General features: G+C 69.8%; 13 protein-coding genes and 1 tRNA gene. 5 read left to right on the top strand and 9 right to left on the bottom strand.

Annotation, left to right across the window (positions count from 1 at the left end):
• Positions 1-15 precede the first annotated feature (15 nt).
• Positions 16-486, top strand: a complete 471-nt coding sequence (locus HDC36_RS06270) for a cupin domain-containing protein (protein ID WP_179565351.1) — start codon at positions 16-18, stop codon at positions 484-486.
• A gap of 57 nt (positions 487-543) precedes the next feature.
• The gene (locus HDC36_RS06265; RefSeq protein WP_179565349.1) at positions 544-1,566 is read left to right on the top strand and encodes a TraB/GumN family protein; all 1,023 of its coding nucleotides are present in this window, start codon (positions 544-546) and stop codon (positions 1,564-1,566) included.
• Between the two features lie 23 nt (positions 1,567-1,589).
• Here HDC36_RS06265 and dxs read toward each other — a convergent pair whose 3' ends face one another.
• The 8 genes from dxs to HDC36_RS06225 form a co-directional block, all read right to left on the bottom strand.
• Positions 1,590-3,503: a 1-deoxy-D-xylulose-5-phosphate synthase gene (gene dxs / locus HDC36_RS06260; RefSeq protein WP_179565347.1), complete on the bottom strand. Its 1,914-nt coding sequence runs from the start codon at positions 3,501-3,503 to the stop codon at positions 1,590-1,592.
• A gap of 150 nt (positions 3,504-3,653) precedes the next feature.
• Positions 3,654-4,313 carry an HNH endonuclease gene (locus tag HDC36_RS06255; protein WP_179565345.1) on the bottom strand — a complete coding sequence of 220 codons (660 nt, stop codon included), beginning with the start codon at positions 4,311-4,313 and terminating at the stop codon, positions 3,654-3,656.
• A 102-nt stretch (positions 4,314-4,415) separates the two neighbouring features.
• Positions 4,416-6,200, bottom strand: a complete 1,785-nt coding sequence (locus tag HDC36_RS06250; protein WP_179565343.1) for an acyl-CoA dehydrogenase C-terminal domain-containing protein — start codon at positions 6,198-6,200, stop codon at positions 4,416-4,418.
• 177 nt (positions 6,201-6,377) lie between these two features.
• Positions 6,378-7,373 carry an HlyD family secretion protein gene (locus HDC36_RS06245; RefSeq protein WP_179565341.1) on the bottom strand — a complete coding sequence of 332 codons (996 nt, stop codon included), beginning with the start codon at positions 7,371-7,373 and terminating at the stop codon, positions 6,378-6,380.
• An 8-nt stretch (positions 7,374-7,381) separates the two neighbouring features.
• Entirely contained in the window at positions 7,382-7,588 is a 207-nt protein-coding gene (locus HDC36_RS06240) for a DUF1656 domain-containing protein (protein ID WP_179565340.1), read from the bottom strand.
• Positions 7,572-9,746 (bottom strand): FUSC family protein, encoded by a 2,175-nt coding sequence (locus HDC36_RS06235; protein ID WP_179565338.1) that lies wholly within the window; start codon positions 9,744-9,746, stop codon positions 7,572-7,574. Before HDC36_RS06235 ends, HDC36_RS06240 begins: the two co-directional genes overlap by 17 nt.
• The gene (locus HDC36_RS06230) at positions 9,743-10,240 is read right to left on the bottom strand and encodes a MarR family transcriptional regulator (RefSeq protein ID WP_179565336.1); all 498 of its coding nucleotides are present in this window, start codon (positions 10,238-10,240) and stop codon (positions 9,743-9,745) included. The genes HDC36_RS06235 and HDC36_RS06230 overlap by 4 nt, the downstream gene beginning before the upstream one ends.
• A gap of 283 nt (positions 10,241-10,523) precedes the next feature.
• A complete protein-coding gene (locus tag HDC36_RS06225; RefSeq protein ID WP_179565334.1) occupies positions 10,524-11,000 on the bottom strand; it encodes an LEA type 2 family protein in 477 nt (158 codons plus the stop codon).
• Between the two features lie 658 nt (positions 11,001-11,658).
• Here HDC36_RS06225 and HDC36_RS06220 point away from each other — a divergent pair.
• The 3 genes from HDC36_RS06220 (at position 11,659) to HDC36_RS06210 (ending at position 13,202) form a co-directional block, all read left to right on the top strand.
• Positions 11,659-11,734: transfer RNA gene (locus HDC36_RS06220), tRNA-Phe, on the top strand.
• Positions 11,735-12,063: 329 nt separating this feature from the next.
• Entirely contained in the window at positions 12,064-12,345 is a 282-nt protein-coding gene (locus tag HDC36_RS06215; protein WP_241092830.1) for a hypothetical protein, read from the top strand.
• Positions 12,346-12,659: 314 nt separating this feature from the next.
• Positions 12,660-13,202, top strand: coding sequence for a lipocalin family protein (locus tag HDC36_RS06210; protein ID WP_179565332.1), 543 nt, complete (start codon positions 12,660-12,662; stop codon positions 13,200-13,202).
• A gap of 39 nt (positions 13,203-13,241) precedes the next feature.
• Here HDC36_RS06210 and HDC36_RS06205 read toward each other — a convergent pair whose 3' ends face one another.
• Positions 13,242-13,637, bottom strand: coding sequence for an antitoxin Xre/MbcA/ParS toxin-binding domain-containing protein (locus tag HDC36_RS06205; protein WP_179565330.1), 396 nt, complete (start codon positions 13,635-13,637; stop codon positions 13,242-13,244).
• Positions 13,638-13,641 lie beyond the last annotated feature (4 nt).

Raw genomic sequence — 13,641 nt, 5'->3', positions numbered from 1 at the left:
GCCCTAAACTGAGCCATGTCTACGAAATCGTCCACTCGTATCGCCACCTTGGTGCGCGACCTGTCGCTGCTGCCGCACCCGGAGGGCGGGCGCTATGCGCGCGTACATACCTCCGCACTGCAGGTCCAGCACGAGGGCGTCACGCGTCCGGCCTGCACCGCGATCCGCTTCCTGCTGGTGCGCGGCGAGTGCAGCGATTGGCACCGGATCGATGCCGACGAAACCTGGCAATGGGAGGAGGGCGGCGCACTGGAATTGCTGAGCTTCGATCCGCAGCATGGCCTGCAGCGCTACCGGATGGACGCCAGCGAACGCGGCGGCCTGCCGTCGGTGGTGATCCCGGCCGGCAGCTGGCAGGCGGCGCGGCCGCTGGACGACTACAGCCTGGTGCGCTGCGTGGTGGCGCCGGGGTTCCTGTGGGAGCGCTTCCAGCTGCTGCCCGTCACCGATCCGCTGGCCGCGTACCTGCCCAAGCTGTCGGGCTGATATCGTCGCGAAGCGCTGGATCTTCGGCGTCGGTCCGAATTCCTGGAGAGTGTCGCGATGCCCTGGACGAGTGCGGTGAGAGGCGTGTGTGCGGCAATGCTGCTGGCGTTCGCGGGCCTGGCCGCCGCGCATCCGGCGGTATCGCCGGCGGCGCCGGCCGCCGCGCCGGTGGTCGATCTGGAGGCGGTGCTGGTGACCGGCCAGCAGCCCGGTCCCGGACTGTGGCAGGTGCGGCGCGGCGACCACGTGCTGTGGATCCTGGGCACGGTGTCGCCGTTGCCCAAGCGCATGCAGTGGGCGTCGGGCGAGGTGGAGCGGGTGATCAGCCAGTCGCAGCAGGTCATCGCGGCGCCGACGCTGTCGCTGTCCTCGAACCTGGGCGTGTTCCGCAGCCTGCTGTTGCTGCCGTCGCTGCTGAAGGCGCGGCGCAACCCGGACGGCCAGACCCTGCAGCAGGTACTGCCGGCCGACCTGTACGCGCAATGGCTGCCGCTGAAGGCGCGCTACCTGGGCCGCGACGCCAGCGTGGAAACGTGGCGGCCGGTGTTCGCCGCGCAGGAGCTGTACGAAGCGGCGATGCGCAAGTCCGGGCTGAGCATGGCCAGCGTCACTGCGCCGGTGATCGAGCGCGCGGCTAAGCGCGCCAAAGTGCCGATCGTGCCGGTGGTGGTGGAAGTGAAGGTGCCCGACGCCAAGCGCGCGCTGCAGGAATTCCGCGCGACGGCGCTGAACGACCGCAACTGCTTCGCGCGCACGCTGCAGGTCATCCAGGGCGACCTGGAAACGATGCGGCAGCGCGCCAATGCCTGGTCCGAGGGCGATCTCGACGCGCTCGGCAAGCTGCCGGGCAACGATCAGTACCGGGTGTGCATGGACGCGGTCGGCGAGGCGGCGATCGCGCGCAAGCTGGGCCTGGGCGATGTGCGCCAGCGCGCGCTGGGCAAGTGGCTGGAAACGGCGGAGCGGGCGCTGGCGCAGAACCGCTCCAGCTTCGCGGTGCTGTCGATGCAGGGCCTGCAGGAGGCAGACGGTCCGCTGGACCGGCTGCGCGCACGCGGTTACGAGGTGATCGCGCCTTGAGCGGGTGAGGTGCGACGCGCTGCCTACCTGGCCGCGGTACGCGCTGCGTTGGCGCCGGTCGCCAGCTGCGGCCAGCGCGCCAGGATCGCCGCGCGGATGCCGGCGGCGTCGATCCCGGCTTCGGCCAGCAACTGCTCGCGGCTGGCGTGGTGCTGGAATGCGTCGGGCAGGCCCAGGTGCAGCACCGGGCGCAGCACGCCTTCGGCATTGAGCAGCTCGGCCACGCCGGAACCGGCGCCGCCGGCCACCACGTTGTCCTCGATGGTCACGAAGCCGTCGTGGCTGCGCGCCAGCTCGAGCAGCAGCGCGCGGTCCAGCGGTTTGACGAAGCGCATGTTGACCACGCTCAGGCCGAGCTCGCGGCCGACCTGTTCGGCCGCCGCCACGGTCGCGCCGAACGCCAGCAGCGCCAGCGTGGCGCCGTTCGCGCGGACCTGCGCCTTGCCGATCGGCAGCGTGTCCAGCGCCGTGCCGGGCGCCACGCCGGGACCGGTGCCACGCGGATAGCGCACCGCGGCCGGACCGGCGTGCTGCAGGCCGGTGCTGAGCATCTGCCGGCACTCGGCCTCGTCGGCCGGGGCCATCACCACCAGATGCGGCACGCAGCGCAGGAAGCTCAGGTCCAGGTTGCCGGCATGGGTGGCGCCGTCCGGGCCGACCACGCCGCCGCGGTCGATCGCGAACAACACGTCGAGCTGCTGCACCGCCACGTCGTGCACCAGCTGGTCGTAGCCGCGCTGCAGGAAGGTCGAGTAGATCGCCACCACCGGCTTGGCGCCCTGCGTGGCCATGCCCGCCGCCAGCGTCACCGCATGCTGCTCGGCGATCGCCACGTCGAAGTAGCGCTGCGGGTATTCCTTGCTGAAGCGCACCAGGCCCGAGCCCTCGCGCATCGCCGGGGTGATCGCCAGCAGCGTCGGTTCGGCGGCGGCCATGTCGCAGATCCAGTCGCCGAACACGTCGGTGTAGGTCGGCGCCTTGGCGCCCGGCTTGGACACCAGGCCCTTGCTGGGATCGAACGGGCCGACCGCGTGGTAGCCGATCTGGTCGCCCTCGGCCAGTTCGTAGCCCTTGCCCTTGGTGGTGATCACGTGCAGCAGCTGCGGACCCTTGAGCGTCTGCAGCGTCTTCAGCGCACCGATCAGCGCCGGCAGGTCGTGGCCGTCGATCGGCCCGGTGTAGTGGAAGCCCATCTCCTCGAACAGCGTGGAGGGCACGAACATGCCCTTCCAATGCTCCTCCCAGCGGCGCACGAAACGCGCGGTGGGGTTGCTCTTCTTGTCGCCGAGTATCTTCTTGCCGCCTTCGCGGATCGCATTGAGGGTCTTGCTGCCGCTCATCCGGCCGAGCATCTTGGTGACCCCGCCGACCGCTTCGGAGATCGACATGCGGTTGTCGTTGAGGATCACCAGCAGGTTCGGTTCCGGGTCCATGCCGCCGGCGTGGTTCAAGGCCTCGTAGGCCATGCCGGCGGTCATCGCGCCGTCGCCGATCACCGCCACCACCTTGCGCTCGTCGCCGGCGCGCTGCAGCGCGATGGCCATGCCCAGCGCCGCGGAGATCGAGGTGGAGGAATGGCCGACGCCGAAGGTGTCGTACTCGCTTTCCTCGCGCTTGGGAAACGGCGCCACGCCGCCGGCCTGCTTGACCGAATGGATCTCGTCGCGACGTCCGGTCAGGATCTTGTGCGGATAGGTCTGGTGGCCGACATCCCACACCAATCGATCGACCGGGGTGTCGTAGAGATAGTGCAGGGCCACGGTGAGTTCGATCACGCCCAGGCCGGCGCCGAAATGGCCGCCGCTCTTGCCGACGCACTCGATCAGGTAGGCGCGCAGTTCCTCCGCGATCGCCGGCAGCTCCGACTCCTCGAAGCGGCGCAGTTCGGCGGGGATCTGGATGCGCGCGAGGCGCGGATAGCGGGTGGGATCGATCATCGGGATTAGGGTTCAGCGGACCGTCCATTTTCCTCCCCATTCCGGGCACGGGCAAGCAACCCGTTCAGTTGCGCACGGGCGCAGGCCACGCTGGCAGGGAGGTGCGGCAATCCGTCGCAGTGCGCGGCGCGTTGCGCGCCGGCCTGGCGGTCAGACCGACAGCTTGGAACGCTTGGGCAACTGCGCCTTCAGGAACGACATCTGGTCGGCGAGGATGTTGCGGTTGGACAGGATCAGGTGCTCGATCCAGCTCGGCCGGTACGGGACGGCCAGCAGCGGCATCGACGCCTGCTGCGGGGTGCGGTTGCCCTTGCGCGAGTTGCAGTGGAAACACGCGGTGACCACGTTCTCCCAGGTGTCGCGGCCGCCCTTGGAGACCGGCAGCACGTGGTCGCGGGTCAGTTGCGGGCGGCTGAACTGCTGGCCGCAGTACAGGCACAGCTGCGCGTCGCGGGCGAACAGCGCGGTATTGGTCAAGGTGGGCGTGGGATCGAGCGCGCGCGAGCGGGCATGGCCGCGCGCGGCGATGATCGGATGCAGGTGCAGCACGCTGCGCTCGCCGCTGGCGCGCGACATGCCGCCATGGATGTGCATGCACGGCTCGCCGAGGGTCCAGGCCACCGCGCCGCGCGCATACAGGCAGGCGGCCGATTGCCAGTTGATCCAGTCCAGCACCCGGCCATGCGCGTCCAGCGACAGCAGGCGCACCGAAGGCAGGTGGGTAGGGGGCGACGAAAACGACGCGTCGCCGGCCGAAGCGGCGAAGGCTCCGGTATCGATCAGACCAAGCGTTGTTGTGTCTGTCTCCATCGGGAAAACAGCTTATACCCGATTGTTGACGATTTGTGTATCGAAGCGGGACGGATCTGCGCGACCGGCGCAGTGCGCCGCCGGTCGCGCAGCGCACCTTGCTCAGAAGTGCGCGTCGGCCATCGCCATCAGCGGTTCGGCACCGGCCTCGATCACCGCGGCGTGGGTCAGCGTGCGCGGCAGGAGCTTGGCGTAGTAGAAACGCGCGGTCTCGCGCTTGGACTGCTTGAACGCTTCGCTCTGCGCCGATGCATCCGCGGCGGCGACGCTGCGCGCCCACCAGTAGGCCAGCACCACGTAGCCGGAATAGAACACGTAGTCGTAGCTGGCCGCGCCCAGCTCGTCGGCGTTGCCGGCGGCGCGCTGCAGGATGCGCTTGGTCAGCGCTGCCCATTCGCCGGCCTTCTCGCGCAGCGGGCCGACGAACTCGGCCACGGCCGGATTCTCGGCATGCTCGGCGAGGAAGGCCTCGATCTGCGCCAGGAACAGCTTCAGCCCCGCGCCCTGGCTGGACGCGGTCTTGCGCCCGATCAGGTCCAGCGCCTGGATGCCGGTGGTGCCTTCGTACAGCGTGGTGATGCGGGCGTCGCGCGCCAGCTGTTCCATGCCGTGCTCGTGGATGTAGCCGTGGCCGCCGAAGCACTGCAGCGCGTGATAGGTGTTCTCCACGCCCCATTCGGTCTGGCAGGCCTTGGAGATCGGGGTCAGGAAACTGACCAGCACGTCGGCCTGCTCGCGCTCGGCCGGGTCCTGCGCATGGTGGGCGATATCGATCAGGGTCGCGGCGTGCAGCGCCAGCAGGCGGCTGCCTTCGGTCAGCGCCTTCACCGTCAGCAGCATGCGGCGCACGTCCGGATGCACCAGGATCGGGTCGGCCGGCTTGTCCGGCAGCTTGGCGCCGGTCAGCGAACGCGACTGCAGGCGTTCGCGCGCATAGCGCAGGGCGTTCTGGTAAGCGCGCTCGGACAGGCCGATACCCTGCAGGCCGACGCCCAGCCGCGCCGTGTTCATCATCGTAAACATGGCCTGCAGGCCCTTGTGCGGCTGACCGACCAAGTAACCTTCGGCGCCGTCGAAGTTCATCACGCAGGTGGCCGAGCCGTGGATGCCCATCTTGTGTTCCAGCGAGCCGCAACGCACCGCGTTGCGCGCGCCGACGCTGCCGTCGCGAGCGACCTTGAACTTGGGCACCACCAGCAGCGAGATGCCCTTGGCCCCGGCCGGCGCATCCGGCAGCCGCGCCAGCACCAGGTGCACGATGTTGTCGGTGAAGTCGTGCTCGCCGGCGGTGATGAAGATCTTGGTGCCGCTGACCGACCAGCTGCCGTCGGCATTGGGTTCGGCGCGGGTCTTGAGCAGGCCCAGGTCGGTGCCGCAGTGCGGCTCGGTCAGGCACATGGTGCCGGTCCAGCGGCCATCCACCAGCGGCTTCAGGAACACCTCCTGCTGCCAGGCCTCGCCGTGCTGCTTCAGCGCCTCGACCGCGCCATGCGACAGCAGCGGGAAGTTGCCCCAGGCCAGGTTGGCGGCGTTGACCATCTCGTTGAGCGGCACGCCCAGGGTATGCGGCAGGCCCTGGCCGCCGAACTCTGTGGCCGCGGTCAGGCCGGTCCAGCCGCCTTCGGCGAACTGCCGGTAGGCCTCGCGAAAGCCCGGTGCGGTGGTGACCGCGCCGGTAGCCGCGTCCAGCGTGCAGCCGTGTTCGTCGCCGACCCGGTTCAGCGGCGCCAGGACGCTGCCGGTGAAGCGCGCGGCTTCCTCCAGCACGGCATCGACCACGTCGGTGGTGGCCTCGGCATAGCCGAGGCGGGCGAACAGCGCTTCCACCTGCAGCACGTCGTGCAGCGCGAAGCGCAGGTCGGTCAGCGGGGCTTGGTAGGTGCTCATGCGGTCGCTCGAACAGAGGCCGCGGCGCGGCCGAGGTGCGCAGGATACTACGGCGTATGGATGTGGGGCGGGGATTCGGGATGGGGGATTCGGGATTCGTAACGGCCGTCGCGCGGCGGAAGATCGGAACCGGCTGTCGCTTTTACGAATCCCCAATCCCCAATCCCGAATCCCGAATCACGGCTCCCCATGCACCGTGACCGTCGCCGTCATGCCGGCCGCCAGGACCGTGTTCGGCGGCACGCTGGCCGGATCGATGCGCACCCGTACCGGCACCCGCTGCGCCAGGCGGATCCAGTTGAAGGTGGGGCTGACGTCGGCGAGCAGCGAGGCGCTGGTCGGGTTGTCGCTGTCGGCGATGCCGCGGGCGATGCCTTCGACCTTGCCGTGCAGCATCACTCCGCCGCTCATCAGGCGGATATCGGCGCGGTCGCCGACGTGCACCCGCGGCAGCTTGGTTTCCTCGAAGTAGCCGTAGATCCACATCGCGTCGTCGCGTACCAGCGCCAGCCGCGCGCTGCCGGCCTGGGCGTAGTCGCCGACGCGCACGTCCAGGTTGGTGACGTAGCCGTCGGCGGTGGCGCGCACCTGGGTGCGTTGCAGGTCCAGTTCGGCCAGATCGACCGCGGCCTGCGCCTGCGCCACCGCCGCCAGCGCCTGCGCCTGTGCGGCGCTGGCCTGGCCGCGCACGGCGGCGGTGCGGTGCACGTCGGCCTGCGCCGAGCGCGCGGTGGCCTCGGCATCGGAACGGGCCTCGGCCGAGATCACCGACGCGGCGCGGGCGCGGCGTTCGGCCTGCGCGCGGCGCATCTGGAATTCGGCCTCGCTGGCGGCCTGGCTGGCGGCTGCGGCGGAGATGCTGGCGCCGGCCGAGCGCGCCTGCGCCTGCGCCGCGGCCAGATCGGCGCGGGCCTGCGCCAGGGCCAGCTCGAAGCGCCGGCGGTCGACGCTGAACAAGACGTCGCCGCGCTCGACGTGCTGGTTGTCGGCCACCGCGACCGCATCGACCAGGCCGGACACGTCCGGGGCGATGCGCACCACCTCCGCACGCACGCGGCCGTCGCGGGTCCACGGCGACAGCATGTAGTGCCGCCACAGCGCGTGCGCGAGCAGGGCGGCGATCAGCACGATCGCGGCGGTCAGGGCGAAACGGATCAGGGCGGATGTCTTCATGGCGGGACTCACGGCAAAAGGAGCAGGCCGAGCGCGGCGAACACGCCGACGTACAGGGCCAGACGGAACAGCGGCGGATGCCAGGCGTAGCGGTACAGCCCGGCGCGGCCGGCGAGCGCATCCACCGCCCAGGCGGCGAACAGCAGCGCCACCGCCAGCACCAGCAGGCCGGGCACGTACACGCCGGCGATCGAGATTTCAGCGGGCAGCGCCATCGGCGGCTCCTGGCGAGGTCGGGGCGGGCGCATGCCCGGCAGCGAGGGCGGCGAGCACCGAGTCGGCATCGAGCAGTGCGCCACGCAGCAGGTGCAGGTGTTCGCGGGTGCGCTTCCAGCGCAGCGGCACCGCGCCGTCGAGACGGCTCGCCGCCAGCGCCGCATCGATGCGCTGCAGGGCCAGCCGATGGCGTTCGGGCGAAGGCGCCAGGTACAGCTCGGCCAGTGACTGCACCGCAGCGTCCACATCGGTGGCCAGCGCGTGCGGCAGGTCGCCGTCGGCCGCGTCGCGGCGCAGCTCGACCAGGGTGCGCCCGGTCTCGTGCACCGACAGCGCCCAGCCCAACAGGTCGCGCAGCTCGTCGCTGCCCGGCGGGGTATGCGCGACGATCTGCTGGAACAGGTCGCGGTTGACGCTTTCCAGGCGCAGGTGCAGGCCGGGCAGCGGCGCGCGTGCGGCCAGTGTGGTCTGCCGGCGCAGCTGTTCCAGCAGGCGCTGGCGATGCCAGCGCGTGCCGATCACCGGCGGCACGAACACGAACGCCACGCTCACCGCCAGCGTGCCCAGCAGCAGCGGCACCACGCTGTTGAAGGTAGTGACGGCATTGAAACTCGGCGTCGGCTGCACCGCCAGGATCGAGACGAAGGCCAGATTGGTGCCGGTGGCGAAGCCGAACAGCGCCGGCTTGGAGGCCAGGTACAGGGTCAGCAGCAGGAACGGCGCGGTGCCGGCGACGAACAGGCCGTAGCCATCCATCTGCGGCAGCACCAGCAACTGGCAGACCGCGCCCAGCGCGGCGCCGAACACGAAGCCCTTGAACAGCGAGCGCGCCGCCGCCGGCGCGTTGGCGCTGGACGACAGGATCGCGCTCAACGCCACCGCCTGGAACACCGCGGTGGCGCCGCTGATCCAGCCGGCCTGGATCCATAGCCAGCACATCGCCGCCACCAGCAGCGCGCTGCGCAGCGCGGTCAGCGCGGCGGCCGCGTAGTCGTTGCCGCGCAGGAACACGGCGGTGTCGCCGCCGGCTTGCGGCGTGCGCCACTGCTGCGGGGCGACCAGCGCGGCCTCTGCGGCGACGTAGTCGTGCAGCTCGCCGAAGAAGCGCCGCAGCAGCGACACGCCGGTGTCGAAATCTTCGTGGCGCGCGCTCGGCAGGGTGTCGCGCACTGCGGCGGCACGCGGCGCCAGCGCGTCGCGGCATTCGGCCAGCCGGCGCGCGGTCTCGACGGTGCGTTCGCGGCCGCCGCGTTCGCTCAGCGCGGCTTTCAGCGGCCGGTACAGGCCGATCAGCGCTTCGGCGACATCGCCTTCGGCCTGGCGCAGCAGGCGGTTGATGTAGTGATGCAGCGACTGGAAGCTGGTGGACACCGCCATGAAGCGCTGGTTGAGCAGGCGCAGGCGGCCGCTGCGCACGCGCGCCTCCGGGTCCTCGAACACCACCGAGCTGCGCAGGTCCTCGATCTCCACCGCGTCGCGGACGAAGCGCAGGTGCGCCTGTTCCATCGACGCGCGCGACAGCTGGCCGCCGGTGGCGTCGCGGACGAAATCCAGGAAGCCGTCGTAGGCGCGGCGCACCGTGTCGCGCAGGGTCTGGCGCAAGCGGCTGGGGAACACCACGTCGCTGATCACGCCGGTCACCAGCAGCCCCAGCAGCACCTCGGTGACGCGCGCGGTGACCAGCGCGAACACGTTCTGCGGCTGGTTCACCGCCGGCAGCGCGATCAGCGCCACGGTGTAGCCGGACAGCACGAACGCGTACGCCTTGAAGTTGCGGTACAGCAGCGCGCCGCCGGTGCACAGGCCGATCCAGATCGCCAGCACCAGCACGAACAGCACCGGTTCCTGCGGGAACAGCGCCACCATCGCCAGCGCGGCGACGCTGCCGATCAGCGTGCCCAGCACGCGGTAGAAGCCTTTCGCGAACACCATGCCGGTCTGCCGGTGCATCACCACCACCACGGTGATCATCGCGGTCATCGGCGAGGACAGGTCCAGGCGCAGCGCGATCCAGCCGGCCAGATAGATCGACAGCAGCGTGCGCAGCACGAACAGCCAGGCCTCGCCTTCGCCGCGCAGGGCGTCGGCGAACACGGCGCGCAACCGCGGCGGGGCGGCGGCTGCGTTGGCTGCGACATCGGTCCCGCGCGCGCTCATGCGTCGCCTTCCACGCTGCGCAGCAATTGCTTCAGCAAGGTTTCCAGCTGCGCCAGTTCGGCGCTCTCCAGGTGCTGCGTGTACCCGCGCAGTTGCGCGAACACGTCGGGCATGAATGCCTGGATCAGGCGCTCGCCCTCGGCGGTCAGGCGCAGCAGCAACATGCGCCGGTCCTCGGCGCTGGGGGTGCGCTGGATCAGGCCCTTGTCGACCAGGTGGCTGGTCAGGCGGGTGATGTTGGCCGACTTCTCGCTGGCCGCGTCGCTCAGCTGCGACGGGTTCAAGGTCCCGTCCGGGCTGGCGTCGATCATCATCAGCACGTTGTATTCGGAGTAGTTCAGGCCGTAGGCGCGCAGCATGTCGTTGCCCTGATCCAGGATCAGCTTGTGCAGCAGCTTGATCAGGCGCACCACCGCGGCCGCGTCGCGAGGGAACCCCGGATGCTTCTGGCCGGTGACGTCCAGGCGCTGCTCGGTGGCGGTGAAGCGGCTCATGGCTGGCTAGGCATTTGGTACATATGTATATATTACATTTGTGTATTAAATGCGCGGTAATGGCAGCTGAACGCGTGCTCGGCGGGACGGCGCTCTTGGGTCGGGATATAAGGCGACGGAAGCGGTCGCGAAGCGGCCCGGGCAATGGCGGGCCTGCCAGCGCAGCGGTTGCGGGGGGGCTGGCTGAAGCGCCGATCGACCGGCACGGCGTCGCTGCCCCTAGCTCACAGCGGGCGCAAGAAGTGAGGGCGGGACCGCGCCGCGGTGGCGCGGCGGGATGCGGCTAGCGCAGGACGCCGTCCAGTCCGGGCGCGGGGGTGAGCATATTGCGCGTATCGATCTCGAACGTACGCTGCTTCTTCTCTTCCGGGGTGGCGTCGATGCTGCCCTTGAGGGTGTAGTCGAGGCTGCGGCGGCCGGCCAGGGCATCGGCGACGGCGATGCGCGCGGCCGAACTCGGGCGCAGCGCGACGCTGACCACGTCCGCCGTTTCCGGCCCGATCGAGATGCCGGGTGCGAGCTGCAAGGTCCCCGCGGCTTCGCCGCCCACGCCCAGGTCCAGGCGTACGCCGTCGTAACGCATCGGGATGCTGCTGTAGTTCTGCAGGCGCAACTCCACCTTCCAGCTGCCGTCCATGTTGACGGTGAGCTGCTGCAGGCTGGCCGCGGGGTCGGACACGCGCCGCACCATGCCGTCGCCGCAGGCGGCCAGCAGCGCAGTGCACAACACGAGCAAGCCGAAGCGAAGCCGCTGACGCATGACCGATTCCAGGACGTGAAGACCGGCGAAGAATACTACGGCGCCCAGGGACCCGGCGTGGCGAGCGCCGGGCCACCGTCGCGCGTCGCCTGCAGCGAGCCGCCAGCCGCGCGCACCTTGGTGGCGCGGTTTCTCTGGAAGCCACGCCGTCTCCAGCCCGGCGTTGCTGTCGTTGCCCAGTGCTTCGGCGCTCCGCTGTCCGGCGCTTCGACGCGCTCGGGTGCTTCGACACGCTCGGGTGCGGCGCCGCTCCAGTGCCACCGCGGCGCGTCATCGGCTGCACCGCCTTGCGGGGCTGCAGGTCGGCGGCGTTCGCGGCTTCCGGGCGAAGGCGTCCGCGGCCAGCTTTGCGGCAGGGCTGGCCGGTCACCGGGATCGGAGGCCCTACGGCAGCGTCGTCGACCCAGCGGCGAACGCGCCGGATCTGACAGCGCCTTGGTGTCCTTGGCGGCCTGGCCTATGACCATCACCAGCGGCATCCGTGCCCGTGCATAGGCCAGGCGCCGAGGACGCCTTCAGCATGCGCGGCGGCGGAATCCGGCGCAGTCGGCGCGGGCCGTGTCGCTCGGTAGGAAAATTCCGAAATGCCGCACTTGCCCAATCCCGAACGCATCGCTATGATGCGCGTCCCCGCACCGGTCCTGCCGCGTTGCGCAGTGGCCGAGTAGCTCAGTTGGTAGAGCAGGGGATTGAAAATCCCCGTGTCGGCGGTTCGATTCCGTCCTCGGCCACCATTCCATGAAAGGCTTGCAGAAATGCAGGCCTTTTTCTTTGCGCTGTCGTGTCCCGCGGCGCGATGACGGGTGTCTCGCAGGGGAGGGCGCGCCCGGCCGGTGGAACGCGGGCCCGCGATGCCCAGCACCTGCGACGGGCCGGGCGAGCACACGCATTGTGTGCCGACTTCCGCATTGGAGCTGGCCTATTCATGCTATCGCCCGAGGAAGCGACTGCGTTTACGCTCGTAGACAAGTGCGGCAATTCTCAGGTTTGCCGTGATGTAACGCTCAACTATGCGGGGCCGATGTCGTAATCATGTGCACATGGTTAATCTGAGAGCGGGCCAATGCACAAGGAATTGACGCGGCTATGTGTACTGGCCCTTGCATTGGCGGTGGCCGGTGGCGCCGGCGCCGCGCCGGCGTTGAGCAAGCTGGATCCCGCCTATCAGGCCGGTCACGATCCGGCCGCGCCGTATATCGAGCAGGTCGGCTCCGAGTGCGTGATGGTCAACGTGTACCTGGAGCAGCGCGACGGTGTCGTCCAGCAAGTCATCCTGCGCGAGCCGGTGGAATGCAGTAACAGCAGCCAAGGCCAGGACCTTGCCGTGGCCGACCTTTCGCCCTAGCGCGTCGGCGTGGCACGTTTGCGGCTTCTGTTCCTGTTCGTCGCAGCGGGCGGCACCTGTTTCGCCAGTTGCCGGGTAGGCGAAGCGCCGTGTTGAATGCGCTGCGCCCACGCGTCGCGCGGACTGCGTAATTCGTGCACTGCTTTCTTGCGTAGCGCTGGCCTGCCGCCGCGGCGCGCGCCTTCGGTTGTGGTGTTGTCATGGCATGCTGCCGCAATGGCGGTTCGTCGCAGGCCTGCACGAAGGCTGCGCTTTACATCGCCGCGCCGCTCCTGCATAAGGCTGGTCTTCTCCTTTTTTGCAGGAACGTCCGCATGCGTTCTCCATCGCTCGCGATGCTGCTGGCCTGCCTGCTGTGCCTGGCGCTGCCGGCACGGGCCGCGCAACCGGTGACGTCGGTCGCCGAGTTCGATCTCGGCCGCTATGCCGGGCAGTGGCACGAAATCGCGCACCTGCCGGTGTCGTTCCAGAAGAAATGCGTCGCCGACATCACCGCGGCCTACGTGCTGCGCGACGACGGGCTGATCGGCGTGCGCAACGCCTGCCGTACCGGCAAGGGCGACATGCTCGCCGCCGAGGGCGTGGCGCGGCGGGTGGCTGGCCATCCCGGGCGGCTGCAGGTACGGTTCGCGCCGGATTGGCTGGCCTGGGTGCCGCTGGTCTGGGCCGACTATTGGGTGATCGCGCTGGATCCGGATTACCAGTGGGCGCTGATCGGCGAGCCGGATCGCAAGTATCTGTGGGTGCTGTCGCGTTCGCCGCGGATGCCCCGCGCGCTGTTCGAGCAGGTCAAGGCCAAGGCGCGGGCGATGGGCTACGACTTGGATCCGCTGTTGGTCGTCGCGCCGCTGGAGTGAGCGGCCTGCCGGTCGGCGCGCAAGAGCGGCGCAGCGCCGCTAGCCGGCGAAGCAGGCGCGGGCCGCATCGAGCAGCCGCGCGCTGGCGCCGTCCCGCAGCAGTTGCCGCGGCGTCTGTCCGCCGAGCTGCGCGTGGCTGCCGTTGAGCCACTGCGACAGCGCGGCACGGTCGCCGCCGCAGCCGTTGCAGACGATGCAGATCGTCTCGCCGACATCGAGCAGGTGCTCGCTGCGCAACGTTGCCAACGTGTCCGCATCGCGCCCGAGCCAGTCGAGCACGCGTTGCGCGTCCTCGGTGGAGCCGTAGCTGGCGCCGTCGATCAGCGACAGCGTGTCGGTCGAGCGCGATAGCCGGCCGGCCTTGTCGCGCTCGGCGCGGCGCATGCCTTGCAGCACCGCCTTGATACGTTGTTCGTTTGAAGCTGGCTGCGACATGGAA

The organism is Xanthomonas sp. JAI131, from assembly GCF_013410075.1.
Taxonomy (GTDB): Bacteria; Pseudomonadota; Gammaproteobacteria; order Xanthomonadales; family Xanthomonadaceae; genus Xanthomonas_A; species Xanthomonas_A bonasiae.
The sequence above is the reverse complement of the archived record's forward strand: the minus strand, read 5'-3'. Positions and strand labels throughout refer to the sequence as shown.

Excerpts from the sequence above, each read along its gene's own strand:
- HDC36_RS06240 (WP_179565340.1), bottom strand. The coding sequence starts at position 7,588 with ATGGCGCTGCCCGCTGAAATCTCGATCGCCGGCGTGTACGTGCCCGGC.
- HDC36_RS06225 (WP_179565334.1), bottom strand. The coding sequence starts at position 11,000 with ATGCGTCAGCGGCTTCGCTTCGGCTTGCTCGTGTTGTGCACTGCGCTG.
- HDC36_RS06270 (WP_179565351.1), top strand. The coding sequence starts at position 16 with ATGTCTACGAAATCGTCCACTCGTATCGCCACCTTGGTGCGCGACCTG.
- HDC36_RS06245 (WP_179565341.1), bottom strand. The coding sequence starts at position 7,373 with ATGAAGACATCCGCCCTGATCCGTTTCGCCCTGACCGCCGCGATCGTG.
- HDC36_RS06215 (WP_241092830.1), top strand. The coding sequence starts at position 12,064 with ATGCACAAGGAATTGACGCGGCTATGTGTACTGGCCCTTGCATTGGCG.
- HDC36_RS06235 (WP_179565338.1), bottom strand. The coding sequence starts at position 9,746 with ATGAGCGCGCGCGGGACCGATGTCGCAGCCAACGCAGCCGCCGCCCCG.
- dxs (WP_179565347.1), bottom strand. The coding sequence starts at position 3,503 with ATGATCGATCCCACCCGCTATCCGCGCCTCGCGCGCATCCAGATCCCC.
- HDC36_RS06230 (WP_179565336.1), bottom strand. The coding sequence starts at position 10,240 with ATGAGCCGCTTCACCGCCACCGAGCAGCGCCTGGACGTCACCGGCCAG.
- HDC36_RS06205 (WP_179565330.1), bottom strand. The coding sequence starts at position 13,637 with ATGTCGCAGCCAGCTTCAAACGAACAACGTATCAAGGCGGTGCTGCAA.
- HDC36_RS06250 (WP_179565343.1), bottom strand. The coding sequence starts at position 6,200 with ATGAGCACCTACCAAGCCCCGCTGACCGACCTGCGCTTCGCGCTGCAC.
- HDC36_RS06255 (WP_179565345.1), bottom strand. The coding sequence starts at position 4,313 with ATGGAGACAGACACAACAACGCTTGGTCTGATCGATACCGGAGCCTTC.
- HDC36_RS06265 (WP_179565349.1), top strand. The coding sequence starts at position 544 with ATGCCCTGGACGAGTGCGGTGAGAGGCGTGTGTGCGGCAATGCTGCTG.
- HDC36_RS06210 (WP_179565332.1), top strand. The coding sequence starts at position 12,660 with ATGCGTTCTCCATCGCTCGCGATGCTGCTGGCCTGCCTGCTGTGCCTG.